Here is a 21,305-nt window from a genome sequence, read left to right as displayed (position 1 = left end):
CGATCAGTTCGCGCTGGGCGGCAGCAGGACCTGCTTGGCGGCACGTTGAACCGCATGTGTAAGCGGTTTGAGGGCAGGTGCAAGTACGCGACCAACCTGCCAGCTGAGGGCAACATCCAGCGGAGCATTGGCCAGGAGGGGCAGCAACCGCCCTTGTTCCAAGGCGTCTTTGGCCAGGGCCGCTGGGTTCATACCCCATCCCAGCCCGGCAATCGCAGCATCCACGAAGCCGTTCGAGGATGGCAGGAAATGAAACGGCGGCGACATCTGGCCCGCGATGTATTGCGACAGCCATGCCTTTTGCAAACCATCCTTTTGGTTGAAAACCAGGCAGGGCGCTTTGCTAAGCGTGCCCTCGTTCACACCATCCTTGAACCACGTGTTGATGAAGGAAGGGCTGGCTGTGGGCAGGTACCGCAGCACACCCAGCGCCGTCACGTCACATCCTGTCACGGGACGCCCGCCCACAGTGACGGCTGCGCTGACCTCTCCGCGTTTCAGCCAATCCGCTGAATGGTCCTGGTCGTCAACGACTAAATCGAACAGCATGTCGGGCACTTGCGCCATTGCATCGATAAACCATGTGGCCAGAACATCGGCAGGCACCGCTATGCGCACCCGCCCGGATCGCGGGTTCTGTTCCAACGCCAGTTCGCGGGCAAGTTGCGCCTCAAGAAGACCGACGTCCTCGGCATAGCGGGCAATACGCAACCCTGCGGGCGTTCCGGTGCAAGGTGTAACCCGATGGATCAAGGATGCGCCGACCCGATCCTCCAGCGCTTTGATCCGCTGGGAAACTGCAGAAGGCGTGACAGCCAGTTCCGCAGCGGCGGCTTCAAAGCTCCCAAGGCGCAGGATGGCTGACAATGCGGACAGTTGGTTTGGATCCAGCAGCATTAGAGTTTCTTAAGTCAGAGCAGAATCTTTAATTTGATAGGTCAAGCCAAGGGGCTTAGTCAACGCTTGGAAAGGTTCAGGAGGTTCCATGCCAACATCCATGATTGCCGGTTTTGCGCTGGGTTTCAGCCTGATCCTTGCGATCGGTGCGCAAAATGCCTTTATCCTGCGGCAGGGACTGCGGCGCGAGCATGTTTTCATTCTGTGCCTGACCTGTGCTGTGTCCGATGCTGTTTTGATCGGCGCGGGAGTGGCCGGTTTTGGCACTCTGGCGCAGGCGGTGCCATGGTTCGAAACCGTGATGCGCTATGGCGGTGCCGCGTTTCTGACCTGGTATGGGCTGCGTAGCCTTGGCTCGGCCTGGCAGGGTGGCGCAGTGATGGAGATCGGCAATGGTCAGCGCACCAGCTTGAAAACTGCGCTTCTCACGGTGCTCGCCTTCACCTGGCTGAACCCGCATGTCTATTTGGACACTGTCGTGCTGATCGGTTCAATCTCGGCGCAGTATGACGACCGTCTGGGGTTTGCACTGGGCGCAATGACGTCCAGCTTTGTCTTCTTCTTCTCGCTAGGGTGCGGAGCAGGCGTTCTGTCGCCTGTTTTTACCCGCCCGAGGGCGTGGCAGGTGCTGGATGCCGGGATTGGCGTTGTCATGCTGGGGATCGCACTGAAACTTGTTGTCATGTGAAGGGTTGTTCCTGACCGGGTTTCGGTGTTCAACCTAAGCCATGACTTCACACGCCGTTTCATCCCGCCCCATAGCAGGCATGTTCTGGATGTTTTCCGCCGGGCTGTCTTTTGTTGTGATGACGGCTTTGGTGAAGTCCTTGGGGACGACCATGAACCCGATTCAGGCAGCGTTTCTGCGATACGCTTTGGGGCTGGTTTTCTTGCTTCCGGCTCTGCGGTCGATCATGGCAACACGGCTAACGCCCCGTTTGTTGACTCTGTTCGGCGTGCGGGGTGTGGTTCATGCTGTTGCGGTGATGCTGTGGTTCTTTGCCATGACGCAGATCCCGTTGGCTGAAGTTACGGCTATGAACTACATGACACCCGTCTACGTGACTTTGGGGGCAGCCCTTTTTCTGGGCGAAAAACTGGCCTTTCGGCGGATCGCAGCAATTCTGGTTGCTTTGGTCGGGGTGTTGATCATCCTGCGACCGGGTTTCCGAGAGGTGTCTCCGGGGCACCTGGCGATGCTGGGCACAGCTTTGACGCTGGGCGGTTCGTACCTGCTGGCTAAGCTGTTGGTGCGCGATGTGCCACCTTCGGTCGTTGTTGCGCATCTTTCGATTTGGGTGACACTGGCGCTGATCCCCTTTGCTGTTGCGGTCTGGACTCAGCCCAGCTTACGCGATCTCGGGGTTCTGTTTCTGGTGGCCTGTTTTGCCACTGCGGGGCATTATTTCATGACCCTCGCTTTGCAAGCTGCACCTGTGGCTGTCACGCAGCCGATTACTTTTCTTCAGCTAATCTGGGCCACATTGTTGGGCGCTGTTGTGTTCCACGAAAGCGTGGATGTTTGGGTCGTTGCCGGTGGAACTTTGATCTTATGCGCTGTCAGCTTCATCTCATGGCGCGAAGCCGTGCTGAATCGCCGAGACTTGACGCCTCCGAGTATTGCGCCGAAGCTATGAGGTAGGTCCTACCGCGCCTTTCATTGATTGACGAGTCAATAAAAAACTCCTAATTTGGGATCATAACGCCTGTTCAGGGGGGAATGATGCCTAAAGTAGGAATGGAGCCGATCCGCCGGGATGCAATTGTCCGTGCCACGATTGCCGAATTGGGCGTGCAGAAATCCCTTGATGTGACAGTCAGCCAGATTGCGAAACGAGCAGGCATGTCCAGTGCACTGGCGCATCACTATTTTGGCGGCAAGGATCAGATATTTTTGGCAGCCATGCGTCAAATCCTGACGGATTTTGGCGAAGAGGCGCGTGCCAAATTGAAGGCGGCCGCGCCCGAGGAGCGAGCAAAAGCAATCATTCAGGCGTGCTTTGCCCCCTCATGTTTCACACCGGACGTGATTGCCGCGTGGATGACCTTTTATGTTCTGGCGCAAACCAATGATGACGCGCTGCGCCTTTGGCAGGTCTATCAGGCGCGCATCCGTTCGAACCTTATTGATGCGCTTCGCCCCAAGATGAAGGATCCGGTTGAGGCGGCCGAAAACATGATCGCCTTGATTGATGGGTTATACATCCGAGCGGCTCTCAGCGCCCCGGAAGAGCCGCAATTGGCGGTGAACCACGCAATGCGCGTGCTCAACACTCTGCTCGAGGCCGAAAAATGACAAAACCAAACATTCTGATCCTGATGGTGGATCAGCTGAACGGAACCCTCTTTCCCGACGGTCCCGCAGACTGGCTTCATGCCCCGAATCTGAAGAAGCTGGCCGAACGGTCGACCCGGTTTGCCAACGCTTACACGGCCTCGCCGTTATGCGCACCGGGGCGGGCCAGCTTCATGTCCGGCCAACTGCCTTCGCGCACCGGCGTCTATGACAACGCAGCCGAGTTCCGCAGCGACATCCCCACCTATGCACACCACCTGCGCAGGGCGGGATACTATACCTGCCTGTCCGGCAAAATGCATTTCGTCGGCCCCGACCAGATGCACGGGTTCGAGGATCGTCTGACCACCGACATCTACCCGGCCGATTTCGGCTGGACGCCGGATTACCGCAAACCGGGCGAGCGGATCGACTGGTGGTATCACAACATGGGTTCCGTCACCGGCGCGGGTGTTGCCGAAATCTCCAACCAGATGGAGTACGATGACGAGGTTGCCTATAACGCCAAGGCCAAGCTTTATGATCTGGCGCGCGGCAAGGATGAACGTCCATGGTGTGTGACCGTCAGCTTTACGCATCCCCACGACCCATACGTCGCCCGCCGCAAGTATTGGGACTTGTACGAGGATTGTGAGCATCTTCTGCCCGAGGTCGCTGATATCGGCTACGACAATCAGGACCCGCACGCCAAGCGTATCTTCGACGCCAATGATTGGCGCAGTTTTAACATCACCGAAGAAGACATTCGCAAATCCCGCCGCGCCTATTTCGCAAACATCTCCTATCTGGACGACAAGATCGGAGAGATCCTCGAAGTGTTGGAAACGACCCGGCAGGAGGCGATCATCCTGTTTGTCTCGGATCACGGGGACATGCTGGGCGAACGCGGCTTGTGGTTCAAAATGAACTTCTACGAAGGTTCCGCGCGTGTGCCGCTGATGATTTCATCCCCTGATCTGCCTGCCGGGCGGATCGACACGCCGGTTTCCACAATCGATGTAACCCCGACCCTCGGGGCATTGGCAGGTGTCGACATGGATGAAATCGCGCCATGGACGGATGGCGAAAACCTCGTTCCGCTGGCGAAAGGTGTCGAACGCACCGCGCCGGTGGCCATGGAATACGCCGCCGAGGCATCTTATGCACCGCTGGTGTCGCTGCGCTATGGCAAGTGGAAATACAACCGCTGCGCGTTGGACCCGGATCAGTTGTTTGATCTCGAGGCCGACCCGCACGAGATGACAAATCTGGCAGACAGTCCCGAACACGCGGGTACCCTGCAAACCTTGCGCGCAAAATCCGAGGCCCGTTGGGATCTGGATCGCTTCGACGCCGACGTCCGCGCCAGTCAGGCGCGCCGCTGGGTCGTGTACGAAGCGCTGCGGCAAGGCGGATATTACCCATGGGATTACCAGCCGCTGCAGAAAGCATCGGAACGCTACATGCGCAATCACATGGATCTGAACATCGTCGAGGAAAACGCCCGGTTCCCACGCGGCGAATAACCTCTTCATCTTTTCGAAAATACTCCCGCCGGAGGAATCCAACCTTCTCGGCGGGACAGGAGTTGTGGAAATGGAAGCAGATTTTGTCATCGTAGGCGCAGGGTCCGCAGGCTGCGCAATGGCATATCGCCTAAGCGAAGCCGGGGCCTCGGTCCTGGTGATTGAACACGGCGGGACAGACGCGGGACCGTTTATTCAGATGCCAGCCGCGTTGAGCTATCCGATGAACATGTCGCGTTACGACTGGGGCTATCAGTCCGAGCCCGAGCCGCACCTGAACAACCGTCGTCTGGCTTGTCCGCGTGGTAAGGTGATCGGGGGCTCGTCTTCGATCAATGGCATGGTCTACGTTCGCGGCCACGCACGTGATTTCGATACATGGGCCGAGATGGGTGCAGATGGCTGGTCCTATGCTGATGTCCTGCCATACTATAAACGCATGGAAAGTTGGCACGACGGGGGGCACGGTGGTGATCCGGCATGGCGTGGCACGAACGGTCCGCTGCATGTCTCACGCGGCCCGCGCGAAAATCCCTTGTTCAAAGCGTTTGTCGACGCGGGCCAGCAGGCCGGATACGAGGTCACGGGCGACTATAACGGCGAAAAGCAGGAAGGCTTTGGCCCGATGGAACAGACCGTCTGGAAAGGGCGGCGTTGGTCGGCGGCAAATGCCTATCTGAAACCAGCGCTCAAGCGCGACAATTGCGATATCGTACGGGGCCTTGCGTCTCGGGTTGTGATGGAAAACGGGCGCGCGACCGGGGTGGAGTTGGTCCGCGGCGGCAAGTCTGAAGTCATCAAGGCCCGGCGCGAGGTCGTTTTGGCAGCGTCCTCGATCAACTCGCCCAAGCTGTTGATGTTGTCCGGCATCGGCCCGGCTGCGCATCTGGCCGAGCACGGGATTAGCGTTGTTGCGGATCGACCGGGCGTTGGTGCCAACCTGCAGGACCATTTGGAGCTTTACATCCAGCAAGCCTCGCTGCAGCCAATCACGTTGTACAAGCATTGGAATCTGTTCAGCAAAGGTCTGATCGGGGCGCAGTGGTTGTTTACGAAAACCGGCCTAGGCGCTTCGAACCAGTTTGAAAGCGCGGCCTTTATCCGGTCGAAACCGGGCGTAGAATACCCTGACATTCAGTACCACTTCCTGCCCATCGCGGTTCGTTATGACGGGCAGGCGGCAGCGGAAGGCCACGGGTTCCAGGCGCATGTCGGTCCGATGCGGTCTCCGTCGCGTGGGGCTGTGACACTGCGGTCCGCACAAGCTGCGGACGCGCCAGTGATCAAGTTCAACTACATGAGCCATGAACAGGATTGGGAAGATTTCCGCACCTGTATCCGTCTGACTCGCGAAATCTTTGGTCAGAATGCATTCAAGCCCTACGCGGGCAAGGAAATTCAACCGGGTGCCGCCGTGCAATCAGATGAAGAGCTGAACGGCTTTATCGCGGAACATGCCGAAAGCGCATATCACCCCTGCGGCACCTGCCGGATGGGGCGGGCAGACGACAAAAACGCTGTGGTCGATCCCGAAGGGCGCGTCATAGGTGTGGATGGGCTGCGTGTTGCGGACAGCTCGATCTTTCCTCAGATCACCAACGGTAACCTCAACGCGCCGTCGATCATGGTGGGTGAGAAAGTGTCGGATTCCCTATTGGGCAAAGACCCGTTGCCCAAGGCCAATGACCGGCCTTGGATCCACCCGAACTGGGCAACGGCACAGCGTTAACCTTTTGACATGCCCTCGGTTGAATATGCGTGATTTCAGGCGCATATCGGGGGCATGTTAAGGATTTGTTTAGTTTTTGTTCTGCTTCTGCCATCTGTGACACTGGCCGCTGAACGTCTTTCAGGCCAAGTTAATGTAGTAGATGCCGATACTTGGGATGTCGGCGGCATCCGAGTTCGCCTGCATGGAATCGATGCGCCCGAGCTGGATCAATCCTGTCAGGATGCCGAAGGATCAACGTGGCCATGCGGCGCTTGGGTGACGCAGGAGGTTCGCCAGCTATTCCAGGGAAAAACAGCATCATGCATGCCGATGGACCGCGATCGATATGGTCGGGTTGTCGCAAGGTGTATGTTCGAGGCGCAAGATGCAGCCGATCAACTGGTGCGGCTGGGTTTGGCCTTTGCCTATCGCAAGTATTCACATGCCTATGAAAGCGCTGAGCAAGACGCAAAGGCGCGACGTGTTGGGCTGCATCAGCAGCAAGTTCAAGTGCCCTGGGTGCATCGCGCCGCCAGGAATTCCTCGTCATCCGATGGGTGCCGGATCAAAGGAAACATCTCGGCCAAGGGCGAAAAGATATACCACATCCCGGGCCAGACCTTCTATGCCAATACCCGGATCAGTACATCCAGCGGCGAGCGTTGGTTCTGTTCTGCCGCTGCCGCCCGTGCCGCAGGATGGCGCGCGTCAAAGCGCTAAAATCTGTATGAAACCTGCATGAAATTGATCCGCGTCAAAGCGGGTTCTTCCGGACGCGTCTACGCCTGATTTGCAACGACTTATTATGGAGCGAACAGATATGTCCCACACCCCGCATGAACTGGCTGAAGAATTTCCGGACAAAGTTGAATTGATGAGCCAGCTCAAGCAATCGGACGCGCATTTTGCCCGGCTGGCCGACGAGTACCACGAAATCAACCGCGTGGTTCATCGCGCAGAAACAAATGTCGAACCGATGGAAGATCTGGCTGAGGTTGAGCTGCGCAAAAAACGCGCGGCCTTGAAAGATGAAATCTGGTCGATCCTGTCCAAAGCCTAAGCCAAGAGATGGGGGCTCTGCCCCCGTCGCGGCCTAGGCCGCGACTCCCCCGAGGTATTTTGGGCCAGGTGAAGATCAGGTGACTTCGTAGGGCAAGGTGCCGCGCAGATGGGTGTCTATGCTTAGGCGACGTTCCAGGGGCGGAACCGAGCGCTGGTGGCAGGTTTGCCGTTCGCAGATGCGGCAAGATATGCCGATCGGTTCGTATGCACTGGCGTTATTGATATCGAGATTGTCGGCATAGACTAGTGCCGGAGCATGCCGAACCTCGCACCCCAAGGCAATCGCATAGCGCCGGACAGGGGCGCCAAAGGATCCGCCGGACTTTGATACGTCACGTGCAAGAGAAATATAACGAACCCCATCTGGTGTTTCTGCCAGTTGGCGAAGAAAGTGCCCCGGTGTTTCAAAGGCGCGGTGCACGTTCCACAAGGGGCACGCACCGCCAAACCGCGCAAATTGCAGGCGCGTGGCCGAGTGTCGTTTGGTAATCGTGCCAGCCTGATCCACCCGGACAAAAAAGAAAGGGATCCCCTTTGCTCCGGGGCGCTGAAGCGTCGATAGCCGATGGGCAATCTGCTCGATTGACGCTCCGAACCGATTGCTGAGCAGTTCCAGATCGTGGCGCTCTTCTTGCGCGGCGGTCAGGAAGACGGAATAAGGCATCAAAGACGCGCCTGCGAAATAGTTGGCAAGGCCGATCTTTGCAATCGACCGGGCCTCGTCGCTTTGGAACTTTGCAAAATCCAGCGTTGCTTCCAACAGCTTGTCCTGGCTGATCAATGCAACCTGCAAAAGCAATTGGAACACTTGGGTTTGCGGCGCAGCGCGCGAGGACAGGCGCAGTATTTTGCTTTCTGCGTCGTAACTGCGCAGTAGGTCCATATCTGAAAAAACGACCTGAATACCGCGCTCCGACAGGCTGTTCAGGGCGGCCTGCCGTATCCCTCCGGGCCCGTCTGCGCGGTTGGCGAACAGTTCTGCCGCCCTGTCCACAGCGTCGATGTAGTTGTCGCAATAATGGAAGAAATCTCGCACTTCTTCCCACGGACTGGCCTGAATACGTGCATCTTCGCGCCCCAAGGCTTCGTCCAGTGACGCAAGGCGTTCGTGTGTTTGGCGGTAGGTTTTGTGTAACTCGATAAAGGCACGCGCCAAGGCGGGGGCGTTGGATGCTGTCAGGCGCAAATCAGCCAGTGGAGGTTGGGCATCGGCGAATACCGGGTCGGCCAATGCCTCACGCATGTCAGATACCAGCCGCTCACTGTCGCCGGTGCTGAGTTCGGTCACGTCCATGCCGAATTCCTGTGCCAAGGCTAACACAACCGTCGTCGAAATCGGTCTGTTGTTGTTCTCCATCTGGTTCAGATAAGGCAGGGAAACGCCCAGTTTGGCTGCGAATTCCCGCTGGGTCAGAGTCAGACGTGTGCGCATCTCGCGGAGCTTTGCGCCCGCATAAAGTTTTTGAGTCGCCATTGGGGGTCTTTGCAAGTTTCCTAAATCCGAATCCTAACTTTGCAAAGTGATCCGCGCAACCGATTAGAGCCCAAGTTGCCGTTCCCGCCGGATGACTGCTGCAATCGCACAAATAGCCAAAAGGGCTGTTGCCAGCATCAACCATAAAAGAGGCATAGCGCCGGTTTCGTGTGTCAATAGCGCGCCCGCCAATGCGCTTAGACCTGCGCCGCCGCCCAACATGATGGCGCCGCTCAAGCCTGACGCGGTTGCAGCCAGGTGCGGGCGGACAGACAGTGAGCCGGCAGTTGCATTGGGGATGACCATACCGTTTCCGATGCCGACAAAGGTCATGAGTCCAAAGAAGCTGAGCGCCGTTCCGCTGCCTACAAGAAAAAGCGTTGCCGATAGGGCGACGCCGAAAGCATTTAGCAGGCTGCCCCAAAACACCATGCGATTCACGCCGACGCGCATAGAATAGCGCCCGCTGATGAAGTTCCCCGCGAAGTACCCAACGGCAGGTGCGCCAAAATAGATGCCAACTTGCGCGGCGCTCAGTCCGAATAATTCAGTTCCAATAAATGGTGCGCCACCCAGATAAGCAAAGAACGCTCCCGACGAGAATGCGCAGGCCAGTGAGTAACCCCAGAAGCGAGGCGAGGTCAGCAATTCGGGGTATTCTTTGAATTGCTGTATGAGTGATTTTCCGCTTTTTGCTGCCGTTTCGCCAAAATCCGTAAATGTCAGGAAAAGCGTCAAGGCACCAATGGCGAATGGCAGCCAGAAGTTTGCTTTCCAGCCGAACGCCTCTTCGAGAATGCCGCCAATTGCAGGTCCGATCATGGGGACCACGGCCATGCCCATGGTCACATAACCGATCATGGATGCGGCCTGGTCTTGATCGTACATATCCCGCACGGCCGCGCGACTTAGCACGATACCTACGACAATGACTGCCTGACACATCCTGAAGACCAGGAATATCTCGGCGTTCGGCGCATAAATGCATCCCAAAGTGGCCAGTAGGAAAAGCGCGAGCCCCCAAAGCAAAACCGGTCTACGACCCGCCTTGTCGGCAATTGGGCCAATCACGATTTGCAAAACGGCATTGATCAGCAAGTACAAGGCAATCGAGAGCTGCATGACCTTGTAATCGGTGTCGAAGTACACGGCCATGTTTGGAAGGCTGGGTAGGAACAGGTTCATGCTCAGGGCGGATAGGCCTGAGAGCAAGACAAGTGTTGCCAATGTGGGTGGTGTGCGCTGCGCGGCGCCTAAGCTGAACTGCATAGTTCACATGTATAGCTATTGAAATTCGGAATGCCAGTCGTTGAGAAAAATCAATTCGATACTTAGCTAATTTGCAGTTATCCAGAATGTTGTTGCTGAAACTTTGCAAATTTGCCGAAAAGAGCTTTGGCTCAGACTGTCTTGCAGGTAGTGTCCCGTCAAATTTTAAAAGGGATACGCGTCATGAAGGACATCCTTTCGGAGTTGGAAAATCGCCGAGATGAGGCACGACTGGGCGGTGGGCAAAGAAGGATCGATGCCCAACATTCACGCGGCAAGCTGACAGCACGTGAACGGATCGAATTGCTGCTGGACGAAGGCAGCTTCGAAGAATTCGATATGTTTGTCAGCCACCGCTGCACTGAATTCGGTATGGAAAACCAAAAGCCTGCGGGTGATGGGGTCGTGACCGGGTGGGGCACAATCAACGGCCGTATGGTCTATGTTTTCAGCCAGGACTTTACCGTTTTCGGCGGGTCGCTCTCGGAAACCCACGCGCAGAAGATTTGCAAGATCATGGATATGGCTGTGCAGAACGGAGCGCCGGTCATCGGGATCAATGACTCGGGCGGGGCGCGAATCCAAGAGGGTGTTGCATCGCTGGCTGGGTATGCCGAAGTGTTCCAGCGCAACATTACGGCATCCGGCGTTGTCCCGCAGATCAGCGTGATCATGGGCCCCTGTGCCGGTGGCGCGGTCTACAGCCCGGCGATGACCGACTTTATCTTCATGGTCAAAGACTCGTCTTACATGTTTGTGACCGGTCCCGACGTGGTAAAAACGGTTACAAACGAAGTGGTGACTGCCGAGGAGCTGGGTGGTGCGTCGACACACACCAAGAAGTCCTCGGTCGCGGATGCAGCGTTTGAAAACGATGTCGAGGCTTTGGCAGAAGTCCGTCGACTGGTGGATTTCCTGCCCCTTAACAACCGGGAGAAACCCCCGGTCCGTCCGTTCTTTGACGAGCCCGGACGGCTTGAGCCGTCGCTGGATACCTTGGTGCCCGACAATCCCAACACGCCTTACGACATGAAGGAACTTATCACCAAAGTGGCGGATGAGGGCGACTTCTACGAGATTCAGGAAGACTTTGCCAAGAACATCATCACCGGTTTTATCCGCTTGGAGGGCCAGACCGTTGGGGTCGTTGCCAACCAGCCGATGGTTCTGGCGGGATGTCTGGACATTGACAGCTCGCGCAAGGCGGCGCGCTTTGTGCGCTTCTGCGATTGTTTTGAAATCCCGATCCTGACCTTTGTGGATGTTCCGGGCTTCCTGCCGGGCACGCAGCAGGAATATAGCGGTGTGATCAAACACGGTGCCAAGCTGCTTTATGCCTATGGTGAGGCCACAGTGCCCAAAGTGACCGTGATTACGCGGAAAGCATATGGCGGTGCTTATGTGGTTATGGCGTCCAAGCATTTGCGTGGTGATTTCAACTATGCCTGGCCCACAGCCGAGATTGCGGTGATGGGGGCAAAAGGCGCAACCGAAATCATCCATCGCGCAGATCTTGGGGATGCAGAAAAGACCGCGCAGCACGTTGCAGATTACGAAGATCGGTTTGCCAACCCCTTCGTCGCGGCCGAGCGCGGCTTTGTCGATGAGGTGATCATGCCGCAATCGACCCGTCGTCGTGTGTCCAGAGCGTTTGCCAGCTTGCGGGGTAAGCAGCTGAAGAACCCATGGAAAAAGCACGACAATATTCCGTTGTAACTGACCTGGGGCGGTCAGGCCGCCCCGCTGCTCTTATGCGTCGTCAGGCTAAAAACTGGGCAAAACCCGCTCAAAATTGAGGCGGAATTGACAAGAATCGGCAAATAGTTGAATGATCCGACCCATCAGACATAGAACAGCGCAGTTCACAAGCACTGCGCGCGCGATCCCGGAAGGAGGAGCTCGCCCTTGGCGGGTCCGGGATCGCGCCATTTGTCTGATGATCTGCCTGGTCTGTTCACCCGTCTTTGCCCAATCAGATACGCCGTTGCCGGTGCCGTCTGGCCAGCCTGTGCACTTGGATGATGTCTTGCTCGACAACAATCCGGGCGAGCTTTGGGTGCGCTTCCGTTTCATCGCTCCAAAAATTGGCGCGACGGTAGGACGGATCACTTACGATGTTGCGTCCAAAGACATGGAGCATCTGTGCCAAATACTGGCGGTTCCCTATGTGGCCCAGCATGACTTGCAGCCTGTGCGGGTTGTCATTTCATTGGCGGACCGACCGGTAGAATTTGGCGATGCTGCCCCGGACGCGACGCAGTTTTTTGAAGCCTACCGGCTGGAGCAGTCCCGGTGTATCTGGGAGGGGCTTTGACCATGAATTCTTTCTTTCATGACGTCAGAGCATCTCAGACCAACGGTGCGGCTTTGGAGGTGCGCAACATGATCCCATCCCTTTTCGGGTTTGATATTTCTTTGTCTGTCAGCGTTAAGCCGGAGGTATTGCCATGCTGAAGCATCGCGGCTTCCCCGGGCGTCTGTCCGGCACGGATTTTCAGTTTACCATTCGCCGGGCCAATCCCAAGGGCGTGACACCTTTGACGCGTCGGGAACGGTTCCGCGACCGTAAGCCTGCCGACAAGCGTGCGGATACCGCGTTCATGGAAGCGCTTTGGACTCATTTCGGGGATCAGCCCTTCGAGCGGGGCAATCTGGACGCGGGTCGCCTGAGCTGGTTGTTCGGGCGCGAAGTTGTGCCTGCAGAGGACCCGTTTAATCCGTCCAGCTATGACGCGCTTTTGGTCATTGATGTGGATGTGGCCCGCGCATCTTTTCCCGAAATCATCGACGGGGTGGGCTGATTTTGTCATTGGCTGCCGCATATCAGTATGCTGAACCCGGCGTAGCGGCGATCCTGCCCGCCACTGGGCAGGATCCGTGTGCTGCATCAGAAGTTGAGCTGAGCGGCCAGCTGAACGCGGCTACCGTCAAAGGTGCGGCCGGTGGGCGCGTCGTTCCGCTCACCATAGATGTACTCGGCGCTGAGCGTCAGGTTGTCAGTTGCCTTGTAGAAGGCGTTGACATGGATCGTCTCCAGCTCGGTGAAGGACAATGTGCCGGTCGAGGTGGGAAGATCATAATTCTCGCGACCGTACGCAATGCCGACATTCCATTTTGGACTCAGGTCTTGCCTGAACTCGACGGTATAGCCATCCACATCGTTCGCTTGCCCGCCGACAATCGCATCGCCAAGGCCGATCAGATAGGGGCCAAGGGCCTCACCCGTCACGTAGTTGACTTGGAACAGCCCACCTTGCCAAGGGCGAACCGAGGCAGAAGCAGTGAAGCCCGTTTGGTCAACTTCCACATTGCCGGAATTGGCTTTGCCATGCAGCACCGCGCCCCGCGCAATATATGTGCCGTCATTGTATTCCGCCGAAGCCGTCAAGACCGGATCGTCAGAGTTCGAACCGCTGACATTTTCTTCCAGAGAAACGGCGAACTGAGCGTCGCCCCCAAGTTGCCCGGTGTATCGCAGCTGCGGGACACGGGCGAAGGCAATCCCGACCGGGCCGTTGAATTCCACCGAGGTAGGATAGGTGTCCAGCGGCTGGAAGTTGGTCCAGTACTGGCCGATCAGGAACTGATCACCGATCGTGATGTTTGCGTGGCGTATGCGCAGTTCGGCAGTTCCACCCGAGCCAAACAGATCAAGCTCCAGCTGACCCCCGATGTCGCCGATCCCACTTGGCGTGGTGGTCCGCAGGCCAACCCGCGATTGGCGTACGGTCGCACCAAAGGTGCCATCGGTTGCGGCAGACGGTTCACCGATGACGTTCACAAAGGCAGTATCGCCCTGATCAAAGTCGAAATCGTAGAAGAAGTCTGCCTTGACGTAGCCATAAACGTCCAAAGTGGTGTTGCCGATCCGAAAATCTCCGTCAGCGGGGCTGCTATCGGCGGATTCCAGCGCCTCAACCCGTGCGCGCAAGGCATCGAGTTCGGCTTGAGTCTGGGCATTCTGAGCATAGGCAAGCGTGCCGGTCACACTAAGCGCCGAGGCAGCAAGCAGGAGTGCCTTCATTCGTGTCGTCATCATGTGGGTGTTTCCTTGTGTGCGAGTGTGCATCCGCACCGTTTCACGCGGCCGATGACGACGGAAATCACGAGAATGGGACGAAAAAGCCCAAATATCTCAAGGAAATGTGCGACTCGGCCCTGGAAAAATCACGTCAGGGTGAACCGATCTGTCAACCATATGAATGTGAATGCACTTTTGCAGTGCAGAAAAATGTCGCCGCGTGATGCCGCACGTGCAAACGGCCGCCTCTGTTTGGGTAAATGTAACGGCAATTTGACGGGTAGGCAGGGGCTGTCACCGATTTACCAGAGATCCTGGATCGGCACGAATTTGCGTGAGTTGTCTCAGCGTGGGCAGAAACCAGCCGAGTTATCGTGTGGAAACAATACTGTGTTTGCAGGTGATATTGTGGCGTGCACAGTGAGTGGGCCGTGCGGCTCTACTTTGCCTGCGCCGCACATGCACCTACTATTCCGTACCCCTTCCTTACGCGGGCAGGCTTGTGTTCCCCACAAAAACCTGTCCGCGTTTTTCTTTGGGCGTCTGGCAGGTGAAAAGAGGCAAAAACCTGCACATATCCCGCCTGCGCGCACATTGATATTGAATAACAGGCCGCGCTTCGCGCATCTGACCCTCAACAAATCAAGAAACCAAAAAGGGCAGATATCATGCGAATCTCTCAGTTCATCTTTGTTGCAGCGGCCTGCGCGGGCTTGGCGGCTTGCGGTGACACCACGGGCGAACAGGCAATCTTGGGTGGCGGGGCCGGCGCTGTCGGCGCAGCCGTTCTTAACGCAGACCCACTTTTCGGCGCGGCCGTCGGCGCAGCCGGCAACGTGCTGTATTGCAAAACACAGAACACCTGTAACTAACGCATCTTTTTCGGGGCGCCTGTCGCCCCGTCCGCTATCTCGCATCACGCCGTCGTGGGGATCGCTCCCTGCGGCGGCGTTTTGCGTTTCCAGAACACCAAGCCAAAGGACGTTCCATGTTCAATAAGATCCTGATCGCCAACCGGGGCGAGATCGCCTGCCGAGTCATCAAGACCGCCCGCAAAATGGGTATCGGCACAGTTGCTATTTATTCGGATGCGGACAAGAACGCGCTGCATGTGTCGATGGCGGATGAAGCCGTGCATATTGGCCCGCCCCCGGCGAACCAGTCTTACATCGTGATCGACAAGGTCATGGACGCCATTCGCCAAAGCGGTGCGCAGGCGGTGCATCCGGGTTACGGGTTCCTGTCGGAAAACGCCAAATTCGCCGAAGCGCTGGAAGCTGAAGGTGTGGCCTTTGTCGGTCCCCCGAAAGGTGCAATCGAGGCGATGGGCGACAAGATCACGTCGAAGAAAATCGCTCAGGACGCAAACGTGTCGACGGTTCCGGGCTATATGGGGCTGATCGAGGATGCAGATGAGGCGGTCAAAATCTCGAATGAGATCGGCTATCCGGTCATGATCAAAGCCAGCGCCGGTGGCGGTGGTAAAGGCATGCGGATTGCGTGGAACGACGAAGAGGCGCGCGAGGGCTTCCAGTCGTCCAAGAACGAAGCTGCGAACTCGTTTGGGGATGACCGGATTTTTATCGAGAAATTCGTCACCCAGCCGCGCCACATCGAAATTCAGGTTCTGTGTGACAGCCATGGCAATGGTATCTATCTGGGCGAGCGCGAATGCTCGATCCAGCGCCGGAACCAGAAGGTGGTCGAAGAGGCGCCGTCGCCATTCCTTGATGAAGCAACGCGTAAGGCGATGGGCGAACAAGCCGTGGCCTTGGCTAAGGCGGTTGGCTATTCCAGCGCAGGCACGGTGGAATTCATCGTTGACGTTGAAAAGAACTTCTACTTCCTTGAAATGAACACCCGCCTGCAGGTGGAACACCCGGTCACCGAGCTGATCACCGGCGTCGATCTGGTGGAGCAGATGATCCGTGTGGCGGCGGGTGAGCCTTTGACGATCACACAGGATGACGTGACGCTGACCGGTTGGGCCATTGAAAACCGCCTATATGCGGAAGACCCGTACCGGAACTTCTTGCCGTCGATTGGCCGTCTGACCCGGTATCGTCCTCCGCAGGAAACTGCGGCCGGTCCGATGTTGGTCAACGGCAAATGGCAGGGCGAAGCGCCTGAGGGTGAGGCCGCCGTACGCAACGATACCGGCGTCTACGAGGGCGGCGAGATCAGCATGTATTACGACCCGATGATCGCAAAACTCTGCACCTGGGCCCCGACCCGTGAAGCCGCGATTGAGGCGATGCGCGTTGCCCTGGACAGTTTCGAGGTTGAAGGCATCGGTCACAACCTTCCGTTCCTGTCGGCTGTTATGGACCACCCGAAATTCATCAGTGGTGACATGACCACAGCCTTTATTGCTGAAGAATACCCAGATGGGTTCGAAGGTGTTTCCTTGCCTGAAGCTGATCTGCGCCAGATTGCAGCCTCCTGCGCAGCAATGCACCGTGTGGCCGAAATCCGCCGGACCCGCGTTTCGGGTCGGATGGACAATCACGAACGCAAGGTCGGTAAGCGATGGGTTGTTTCGCTGGAAGGCCACGAGTTCCCGGTTCAGGTCAACGCTGACAAAGAAGGTGCGACCGTCAAGTTCGAAGATGGCTCGACCCTGCGTGTGGCCTCGGACTGGACGCCGGGTGATCAGCTGGCCGTACTAGATGTCGATGGCAGCCCTTTGGTTCTGAAGGTTGGCAAGGTTTCGGGCGGGTTCCGCATTCGCAACCGTGGGGCCGACCTGAAGGTTCTGGTGCGCCGTCCGCGACAGGCAGAGCTGGCCAAACTGATGCCGGAAAAACTGCCGCCGGATACCTCGAAAATGCTGCTGTGCCCGATGCCTGGTCTGGTCGTGAAAATCGATGTCGAAGTGGGGCAGGAGGTGCAGGAAGGTCAGGCGCTGTGCACCATCGAGGCGATGAAGATGGAAAACATCTTGCGGGCCGAGAAGAAGGGCACGGTTGCAAAGATCAACGCTGGCCCCGGCGACAGCCTTGCGGTGGACGAAGTGATCATCGAGTTCGAGTGATCATGCCAGTGCTTTCACTATACCTCCGACGGTCTCCGGCGTTCTGCGCCGGAGCTGCCGGGTATTGCGAAAGCGCTCAACCGCCCTCGCGCCGGTCGCGGATTTCGCGCTCACGCAGGGGGGTCTTGTCGATGGACCGGCCGATTTCTCGCACGCTCCAAGGGGCAGGTTTGCGCAGTTTGACCACACCGTCCTTGTCGACAAACACCATCTGGAACCCACGTGGACGCAACTGTGACCGGATCGGAGACCGCGCCGATGGGTCGGTATCGGTCAAAACCACCACATCCCGGTCACGCATGGCCTCTTCGCCGTCCAGCAGCATGTCGATCTGTTGTTGGAAGCGCGGGTCGGCAGGTGTGTCGGCAAAAACTACGATAGGCCGGTTGACCCATAGAAATTCGCTGAGTTCGCTGTCTCCGACCGGGCGAACAAAGCTGTCATCCGAGGGCGCCGTGCCGTCCGCCGCCCAAGCGGCCAGAGGGATTAGTGCCGAGAAAACAAAGGCAAGCGTGCGAGTCATGTGGCCTCCTGTTCTTTCGAATATAGCCCCTGTCTCCGCGATTGCGACTGACGATTTACACAGAACGCTCAAAATTTCGCGCTTGCGCCCCGACGCAATGGTCAAGCGCAGGACCTCAATGCGGACGCTTTTTGCGGCCGCCACCCGAGTTGACGAGAGGAAATTCAAATGACCGACACGAAGGACTGGAAAGCGCTGGCCGAGAAAGAGCTGCGCGGACGTCCGTTGGACGATCTGACCAAGGAAACGCTGGAAGGCATCGCCGTCAAACCACTTTATACGCAGGAAGATACCGCTGACTTGCCGCATATGGGCTCTCTGCCCGGGTTTGGTCCGTTCACACGCGGGGTGAAGGCGACGATGTATGCCGGGCGTCCGTGGACGATCCGCCAGTATGCGGGCTTTTCGACGGCCGAGGAATCAAACGCCTTTTACCGCCGTAACCTGGCAGCTGGTCAGCAGGGTGTTTCGGTCGCTTTCGATCTGGCCACGCACCGTGGTTATGACAGTGATCACCCGCGTGTTGTGGGCGATGTGGGCAAGGCCGGTGTGGCCATCGACAGCGTCGAGGATATGAAGATCCTGTTCGACGGCATTCCGTTGGACAAGGTCTCGGTCTCGATGACCATGAACGGCGCGGTGGTTCCGATCTTGGCCAGTTTCATCGTTGCGGGCGAAGAGCAGGGCCATGACAAATCGGTCCTGTCTGGCACAATTCAGAATGACATTCTGAAAGAGTTCATGGTGCGTAACACCTATATCTATCCCCCTGAACCGTCGATGAAGATCATCTCGGACATCATCGAATACACCTCGAACGAGATGCCCAGGTTCAACTCGATCTCGATCTCGGGCTACCACATGCAAGAGGCCGGGGCGAACCTGGTGCAGGAATTGGCCTATACGTTGGCGGACGGACGCGAATACGTGCGCGCCGCGACTGAGGCCGGGATGGACGTGGACAAGTTCGCGGGGCGTTTGTCGTTCTTCTTTGCCATCGGCATGAACTTCTTCATGGAGATCGCCAAACTGCGTGCGGCGCGGACCCTATGGCATCGCGTGATGACCGAATTCGGTGCAAAATCCGAGCGGTCAAAGATGCTGCGTACCCATTGCCAGACCTCGGGCGTGTCGTTGCAGGAGCAAGATCCCTATAACAACGTGATTCGCACAGCCTATGAGGCAATGAGTGCGGTTCTGGGCGGAACGCAAAGCTTGCACACCAACGCGTTGGACGAGGCGATTGCTCTGCCAACCGACTTTTCGGCGCGTATCGCGCGGAACACGCAGTTGGTGTTGCAGGAAGAGACCGGCGTGACCGACGTGGTCGATCCTTTGGCCGGTTCGTATTACATCGAAAGCCTGACCAACGAACTGGTCGAAAAGGCCTGGGCCTTGATGCAAGAGGTCGAGGAGATGGGCGGCATGACCAAAGCCGTGGCCAGCGGCATGCCCAAACTGCGGATCGAGGAAAGCGCGGCGCGCCGTCAGGCGATGATCGACCGGGGCGACGAGGTGATCGTCGGTGTCAACAAATACCGCAAAGAACAGGAAGACCCGATCGACATTCTGGATGTCGACAACGTTGCGGTGCGCGAAGCACAGGTCGCGCGACTGGAACGTATCCGCGCAACCCGCGACGAGGCAGCGTGTCAGGCTGCGCTGGACGCGCTGACCACAACTGCCCGCGAGGGTGGCAACCTGCTGGCTGCTGCGGTCGAGGCCGCCCGCGCCCGCGCATCCGTAGGAGAGATCAGCATGGCAATGGAAAAGGAATTCGGTCGCCACCGTGCCGAAGTGAAAACCCTGGCCGGGGTGTATGGCGCGGCGTACGAAGGTGACGAAGGTTTTGCGGCGATCCAGAAGTCCATTGAAGAGTTTGCCGAAGCTGAAGGGCGTCGCCCCCGTTTGCTGGTGGTCAAGATGGGTCAGGATGGGCATGACCGGGGTGCCAAGGTCATCGCCACGGCCTTTGCCGATATTGGGTTTGACGTCGACGTCGGGCCTTTGTTCCAGACACCCGCCGAGGCCGCGCAGGATGCCGTGGACAATGACGTGCATGTGATTGGGATTTCCTCGCAAGCTGCAGGGCACAAGACGCTGGCCCCGCAGTTGGTGGAAGAGCTGAAGAAAGCTGGTGCCGAGGACATCATCGTCATATGCGGTGGCGTTATCCCGCAGCAGGATTATCAGTTCCTGTACGATCATGGGGTGAAAGCGATCTTTGGGCCGGGCACCAATATCCCCGAAGCTGCGCAGGACATCCTGCGTCTGATTAGTGAAGCGCGCGGCTAAACAGTGGCTAAGGTTTTTCGTCGAAAAATCTTGTGATCGCGCGCCGATGGCGGAAACATGCGACCAGACCTGATTGGGTCTGGTCGAATTGTTTTTAGGAGGGGCGCATGTTGCTCGATCACCTGGCTGTCGCCGGAGAAACGCTGGAAGAAGCATCCGCGCATGTCGAACAGGCTTTGGGCGTTGCGCTGCAGGCGGGCGGCAAACACGAGAAGTTTGGCACCTATAATCGATTGCTGGGACTCAAGGACGGCCTGTATCTTGAGGCAATTGCCATTGATCCCGACGCGCCCACGCCGGAACGGACCCGCTGGTTCGATCTGGACCGGTTCACAGGTAAACCGCGGCTGACCAATTGGATTTGTCGCGTGCCGGATATCGAGGTGTCTCTTTCAGTGTTTCCCGATGGTGTTGGAACGCCGATTGATCTGACACGCGGGGCTTTGAGTTGGCGAATGGCCGTGCCACCGACCGGCCGACTTCCCTTTGACAACCTGTTTCCCGCGCTGATTCAGTGGCAGGGGGATCTGCATCCGGCGCAGATGTTGCAGGACAGCGGCTGCCGCCTACGCAGGCTGGTTGTGTTCCACCCGGATGCGCTAACACTGGCCACGCATCTTGGCGCGTTGGACTGGGTGGTGTTCGACACTGGGCCAGCCGCTTTGCGGGCCGAGTTTGAAACCCCGCACGGCGTGCGTGTGTTGGAATGAAGGTCCGACAGGCGCAGCCTGCAGATGCACACGCGATTGCCGAGATCACCAATCAGATCATTCGCGAGACGTTGGTGACGTTCACAACCGATACCCGCAGCGTTGAGAGTATCGCCGAAGATATCCTCGCCCGAGGTCCCGGGTTTCTGGTTGCAGAAATTGAAGGCCGCGTGGTCGGGTTTGCGACCTTTGGGCCTTTCCGCTCAGGCCCCGGGTATGTCCACAGCTCGGAACACTCGATCCAACTGGCACCCGACGCGCGCGGCAAGGGTGCTGGCCGCGCCCTGATGGCGGCACTTGAAAAGGCCGCGCGTGCCGAAGGCGTCCATGTGCTGGTTGCTGGCATCTCGTCCGCAAACCCGTCTGCCATTGCATTCCACACAGCGTTGGGGTTCGAACAGGTCGGGTATATGCCTCAGGTCGGTTACAAATGGGGTCAGTGGCTGGATCTTGTGCTGATGCAGAAAATTCTTTCACCGGAATGATCTATCGCACCTGACAGTCCCGG

At 57.6% G+C, this 21,305-nt stretch carries 20 protein-coding genes; 15 read left to right on the top strand and 5 right to left on the bottom strand.

Features of this window, described 5'->3' with window-relative positions:
- Positions 1-3: 3 nt before the first annotated feature.
- Entirely contained in the window at positions 4-897 is an 894-nt protein-coding gene (locus tag GOV90_RS12415) for a LysR family transcriptional regulator ArgP (protein WP_171092470.1), read from the bottom strand.
- An 88-nt stretch (positions 898-985) separates the two neighbouring features.
- Between GOV90_RS12415 and GOV90_RS12410 the strand changes: the two genes are divergently transcribed.
- The 7 genes from GOV90_RS12410 to GOV90_RS12380 all read left to right on the top strand — a co-directional run bounded on the left by GOV90_RS12410 (position 986) and on the right by GOV90_RS12380 (position 7,469).
- A complete protein-coding gene (locus GOV90_RS12410) occupies positions 986-1,585 on the top strand; it encodes a LysE/ArgO family amino acid transporter (protein WP_171092468.1) in 600 nt (199 codons plus the stop codon).
- 40 nt (positions 1,586-1,625) lie between these two features.
- On the top strand, positions 1,626-2,534 hold the full coding sequence (locus tag GOV90_RS12405; protein WP_171092466.1) for a DMT family transporter: 909 nt from the start codon (positions 1,626-1,628) through the stop codon (positions 2,532-2,534).
- Positions 2,535-2,620: 86 nt separating this feature from the next.
- Positions 2,621-3,193, top strand: a complete 573-nt coding sequence (gene betI / locus GOV90_RS12400; protein ID WP_171092463.1) for a transcriptional regulator BetI — start codon at positions 2,621-2,623, stop codon at positions 3,191-3,193.
- Positions 3,190-4,698 carry a choline-sulfatase gene (betC, locus tag GOV90_RS12395; protein ID WP_171092461.1) on the top strand — a complete coding sequence of 503 codons (1,509 nt, stop codon included), beginning with the start codon at positions 3,190-3,192 and terminating at the stop codon, positions 4,696-4,698. The genes betI and betC overlap by 4 nt, the downstream gene beginning before the upstream one ends.
- Positions 4,699-4,768: 70 nt before the next feature.
- Positions 4,769-6,427, top strand: coding sequence for a choline dehydrogenase (betA, locus tag GOV90_RS12390; protein ID WP_171092460.1), 1,659 nt, complete (start codon positions 4,769-4,771; stop codon positions 6,425-6,427).
- A gap of 54 nt (positions 6,428-6,481) precedes the next feature.
- The gene (locus GOV90_RS12385; protein WP_171092458.1) at positions 6,482-7,129 is read left to right on the top strand and encodes a thermonuclease family protein; all 648 of its coding nucleotides are present in this window, start codon (positions 6,482-6,484) and stop codon (positions 7,127-7,129) included.
- A 100-nt stretch (positions 7,130-7,229) separates the two neighbouring features.
- Positions 7,230-7,469: a YdcH family protein gene (locus GOV90_RS12380; protein WP_171092456.1), complete on the top strand. Its 240-nt coding sequence runs from the start codon at positions 7,230-7,232 to the stop codon at positions 7,467-7,469.
- Positions 7,470-7,544: 75 nt separating this feature from the next.
- On the opposite strand, the gene GOV90_RS12375 is transcribed toward GOV90_RS12380, so the two are convergent.
- Together GOV90_RS12375 and GOV90_RS12370 are read right to left on the bottom strand one after the other, a co-directional pair.
- Entirely contained in the window at positions 7,545-8,945 is a 1,401-nt protein-coding gene (locus GOV90_RS12375) for a short-chain fatty acyl-CoA regulator family protein (RefSeq protein WP_171092454.1), read from the bottom strand.
- A 63-nt stretch (positions 8,946-9,008) separates the two neighbouring features.
- Positions 9,009-10,214, bottom strand: a complete 1,206-nt coding sequence (locus tag GOV90_RS12370) for a multidrug effflux MFS transporter (protein WP_171092452.1) — start codon at positions 10,212-10,214, stop codon at positions 9,009-9,011.
- 183 nt (positions 10,215-10,397) lie between these two features.
- On the opposite strand from GOV90_RS12370, the gene GOV90_RS12365 reads away from it, so the two are divergent.
- From GOV90_RS12365 to GOV90_RS12355, 3 genes are all read left to right on the top strand, one after another.
- Positions 10,398-11,930 carry an acyl-CoA carboxylase subunit beta gene (locus GOV90_RS12365; protein ID WP_171092450.1) on the top strand — a complete coding sequence of 511 codons (1,533 nt, stop codon included), beginning with the start codon at positions 10,398-10,400 and terminating at the stop codon, positions 11,928-11,930.
- A gap of 112 nt (positions 11,931-12,042) precedes the next feature.
- Entirely contained in the window at positions 12,043-12,528 is a 486-nt protein-coding gene (locus GOV90_RS12360) for a DUF6497 family protein (protein ID WP_171092448.1), read from the top strand.
- Between the two features lie 133 nt (positions 12,529-12,661).
- A complete protein-coding gene (locus tag GOV90_RS12355; RefSeq protein WP_171092446.1) occupies positions 12,662-13,015 on the top strand; it encodes a hypothetical protein in 354 nt (117 codons plus the stop codon).
- A gap of 86 nt (positions 13,016-13,101) precedes the next feature.
- On the opposite strand, the gene GOV90_RS12350 is transcribed toward GOV90_RS12355, so the two are convergent.
- On the bottom strand, positions 13,102-14,238 hold the full coding sequence (locus tag GOV90_RS12350; RefSeq protein ID WP_253284639.1) for a DcaP family trimeric outer membrane transporter: 1,137 nt from the start codon (positions 14,236-14,238) through the stop codon (positions 13,102-13,104).
- Positions 14,239-14,903: 665 nt separating this feature from the next.
- Here GOV90_RS12350 and GOV90_RS12345 point away from each other — a divergent pair.
- Both GOV90_RS12345 and GOV90_RS12340 read left to right on the top strand, forming a co-directional pair.
- Entirely contained in the window at positions 14,904-15,107 is a 204-nt protein-coding gene (locus GOV90_RS12345; protein ID WP_171092444.1) for a hypothetical protein, read from the top strand.
- A 116-nt stretch (positions 15,108-15,223) separates the two neighbouring features.
- Entirely contained in the window at positions 15,224-17,269 is a 2,046-nt protein-coding gene (locus GOV90_RS12340) for an acetyl/propionyl/methylcrotonyl-CoA carboxylase subunit alpha (RefSeq protein WP_171092442.1), read from the top strand.
- Positions 17,270-17,345: 76 nt separating this feature from the next.
- Here the strand turns inward: GOV90_RS12340 and GOV90_RS12335 are convergent, their stop codons facing one another.
- Entirely contained in the window at positions 17,346-17,792 is a 447-nt protein-coding gene (locus GOV90_RS12335; RefSeq protein ID WP_171092440.1) for a DUF4174 domain-containing protein, read from the bottom strand.
- A gap of 168 nt (positions 17,793-17,960) precedes the next feature.
- Between GOV90_RS12335 and scpA the strand changes: the two genes are divergently transcribed.
- The 3 genes from scpA (at position 17,961) to GOV90_RS12320 (ending at position 21,282) form a co-directional block, all read left to right on the top strand.
- Positions 17,961-20,087: a methylmalonyl-CoA mutase gene (scpA, locus tag GOV90_RS12330; RefSeq protein ID WP_171092438.1), complete on the top strand. Its 2,127-nt coding sequence runs from the start codon at positions 17,961-17,963 to the stop codon at positions 20,085-20,087.
- Positions 20,088-20,194: 107 nt separating this feature from the next.
- On the top strand, positions 20,195-20,797 hold the full coding sequence (locus tag GOV90_RS12325) for a VOC family protein (RefSeq protein ID WP_171092436.1): 603 nt from the start codon (positions 20,195-20,197) through the stop codon (positions 20,795-20,797).
- Positions 20,794-21,282 (top strand): GNAT family N-acetyltransferase, encoded by a 489-nt coding sequence (locus tag GOV90_RS12320; RefSeq protein WP_171092434.1) that lies wholly within the window; start codon positions 20,794-20,796, stop codon positions 21,280-21,282. Before GOV90_RS12325 ends, GOV90_RS12320 begins: the two co-directional genes overlap by 4 nt.
- The last annotated feature ends 23 nt before the right edge of the window (positions 21,283-21,305 follow it).

Source organism: Ruegeria sp. HKCCA5929, from assembly GCF_013034525.1.
Lineage (GTDB): Bacteria > Pseudomonadota > Alphaproteobacteria > Rhodobacterales > Rhodobacteraceae > Ruegeria.
This window is presented reverse-complemented; position numbering and strand designations above follow the sequence as displayed.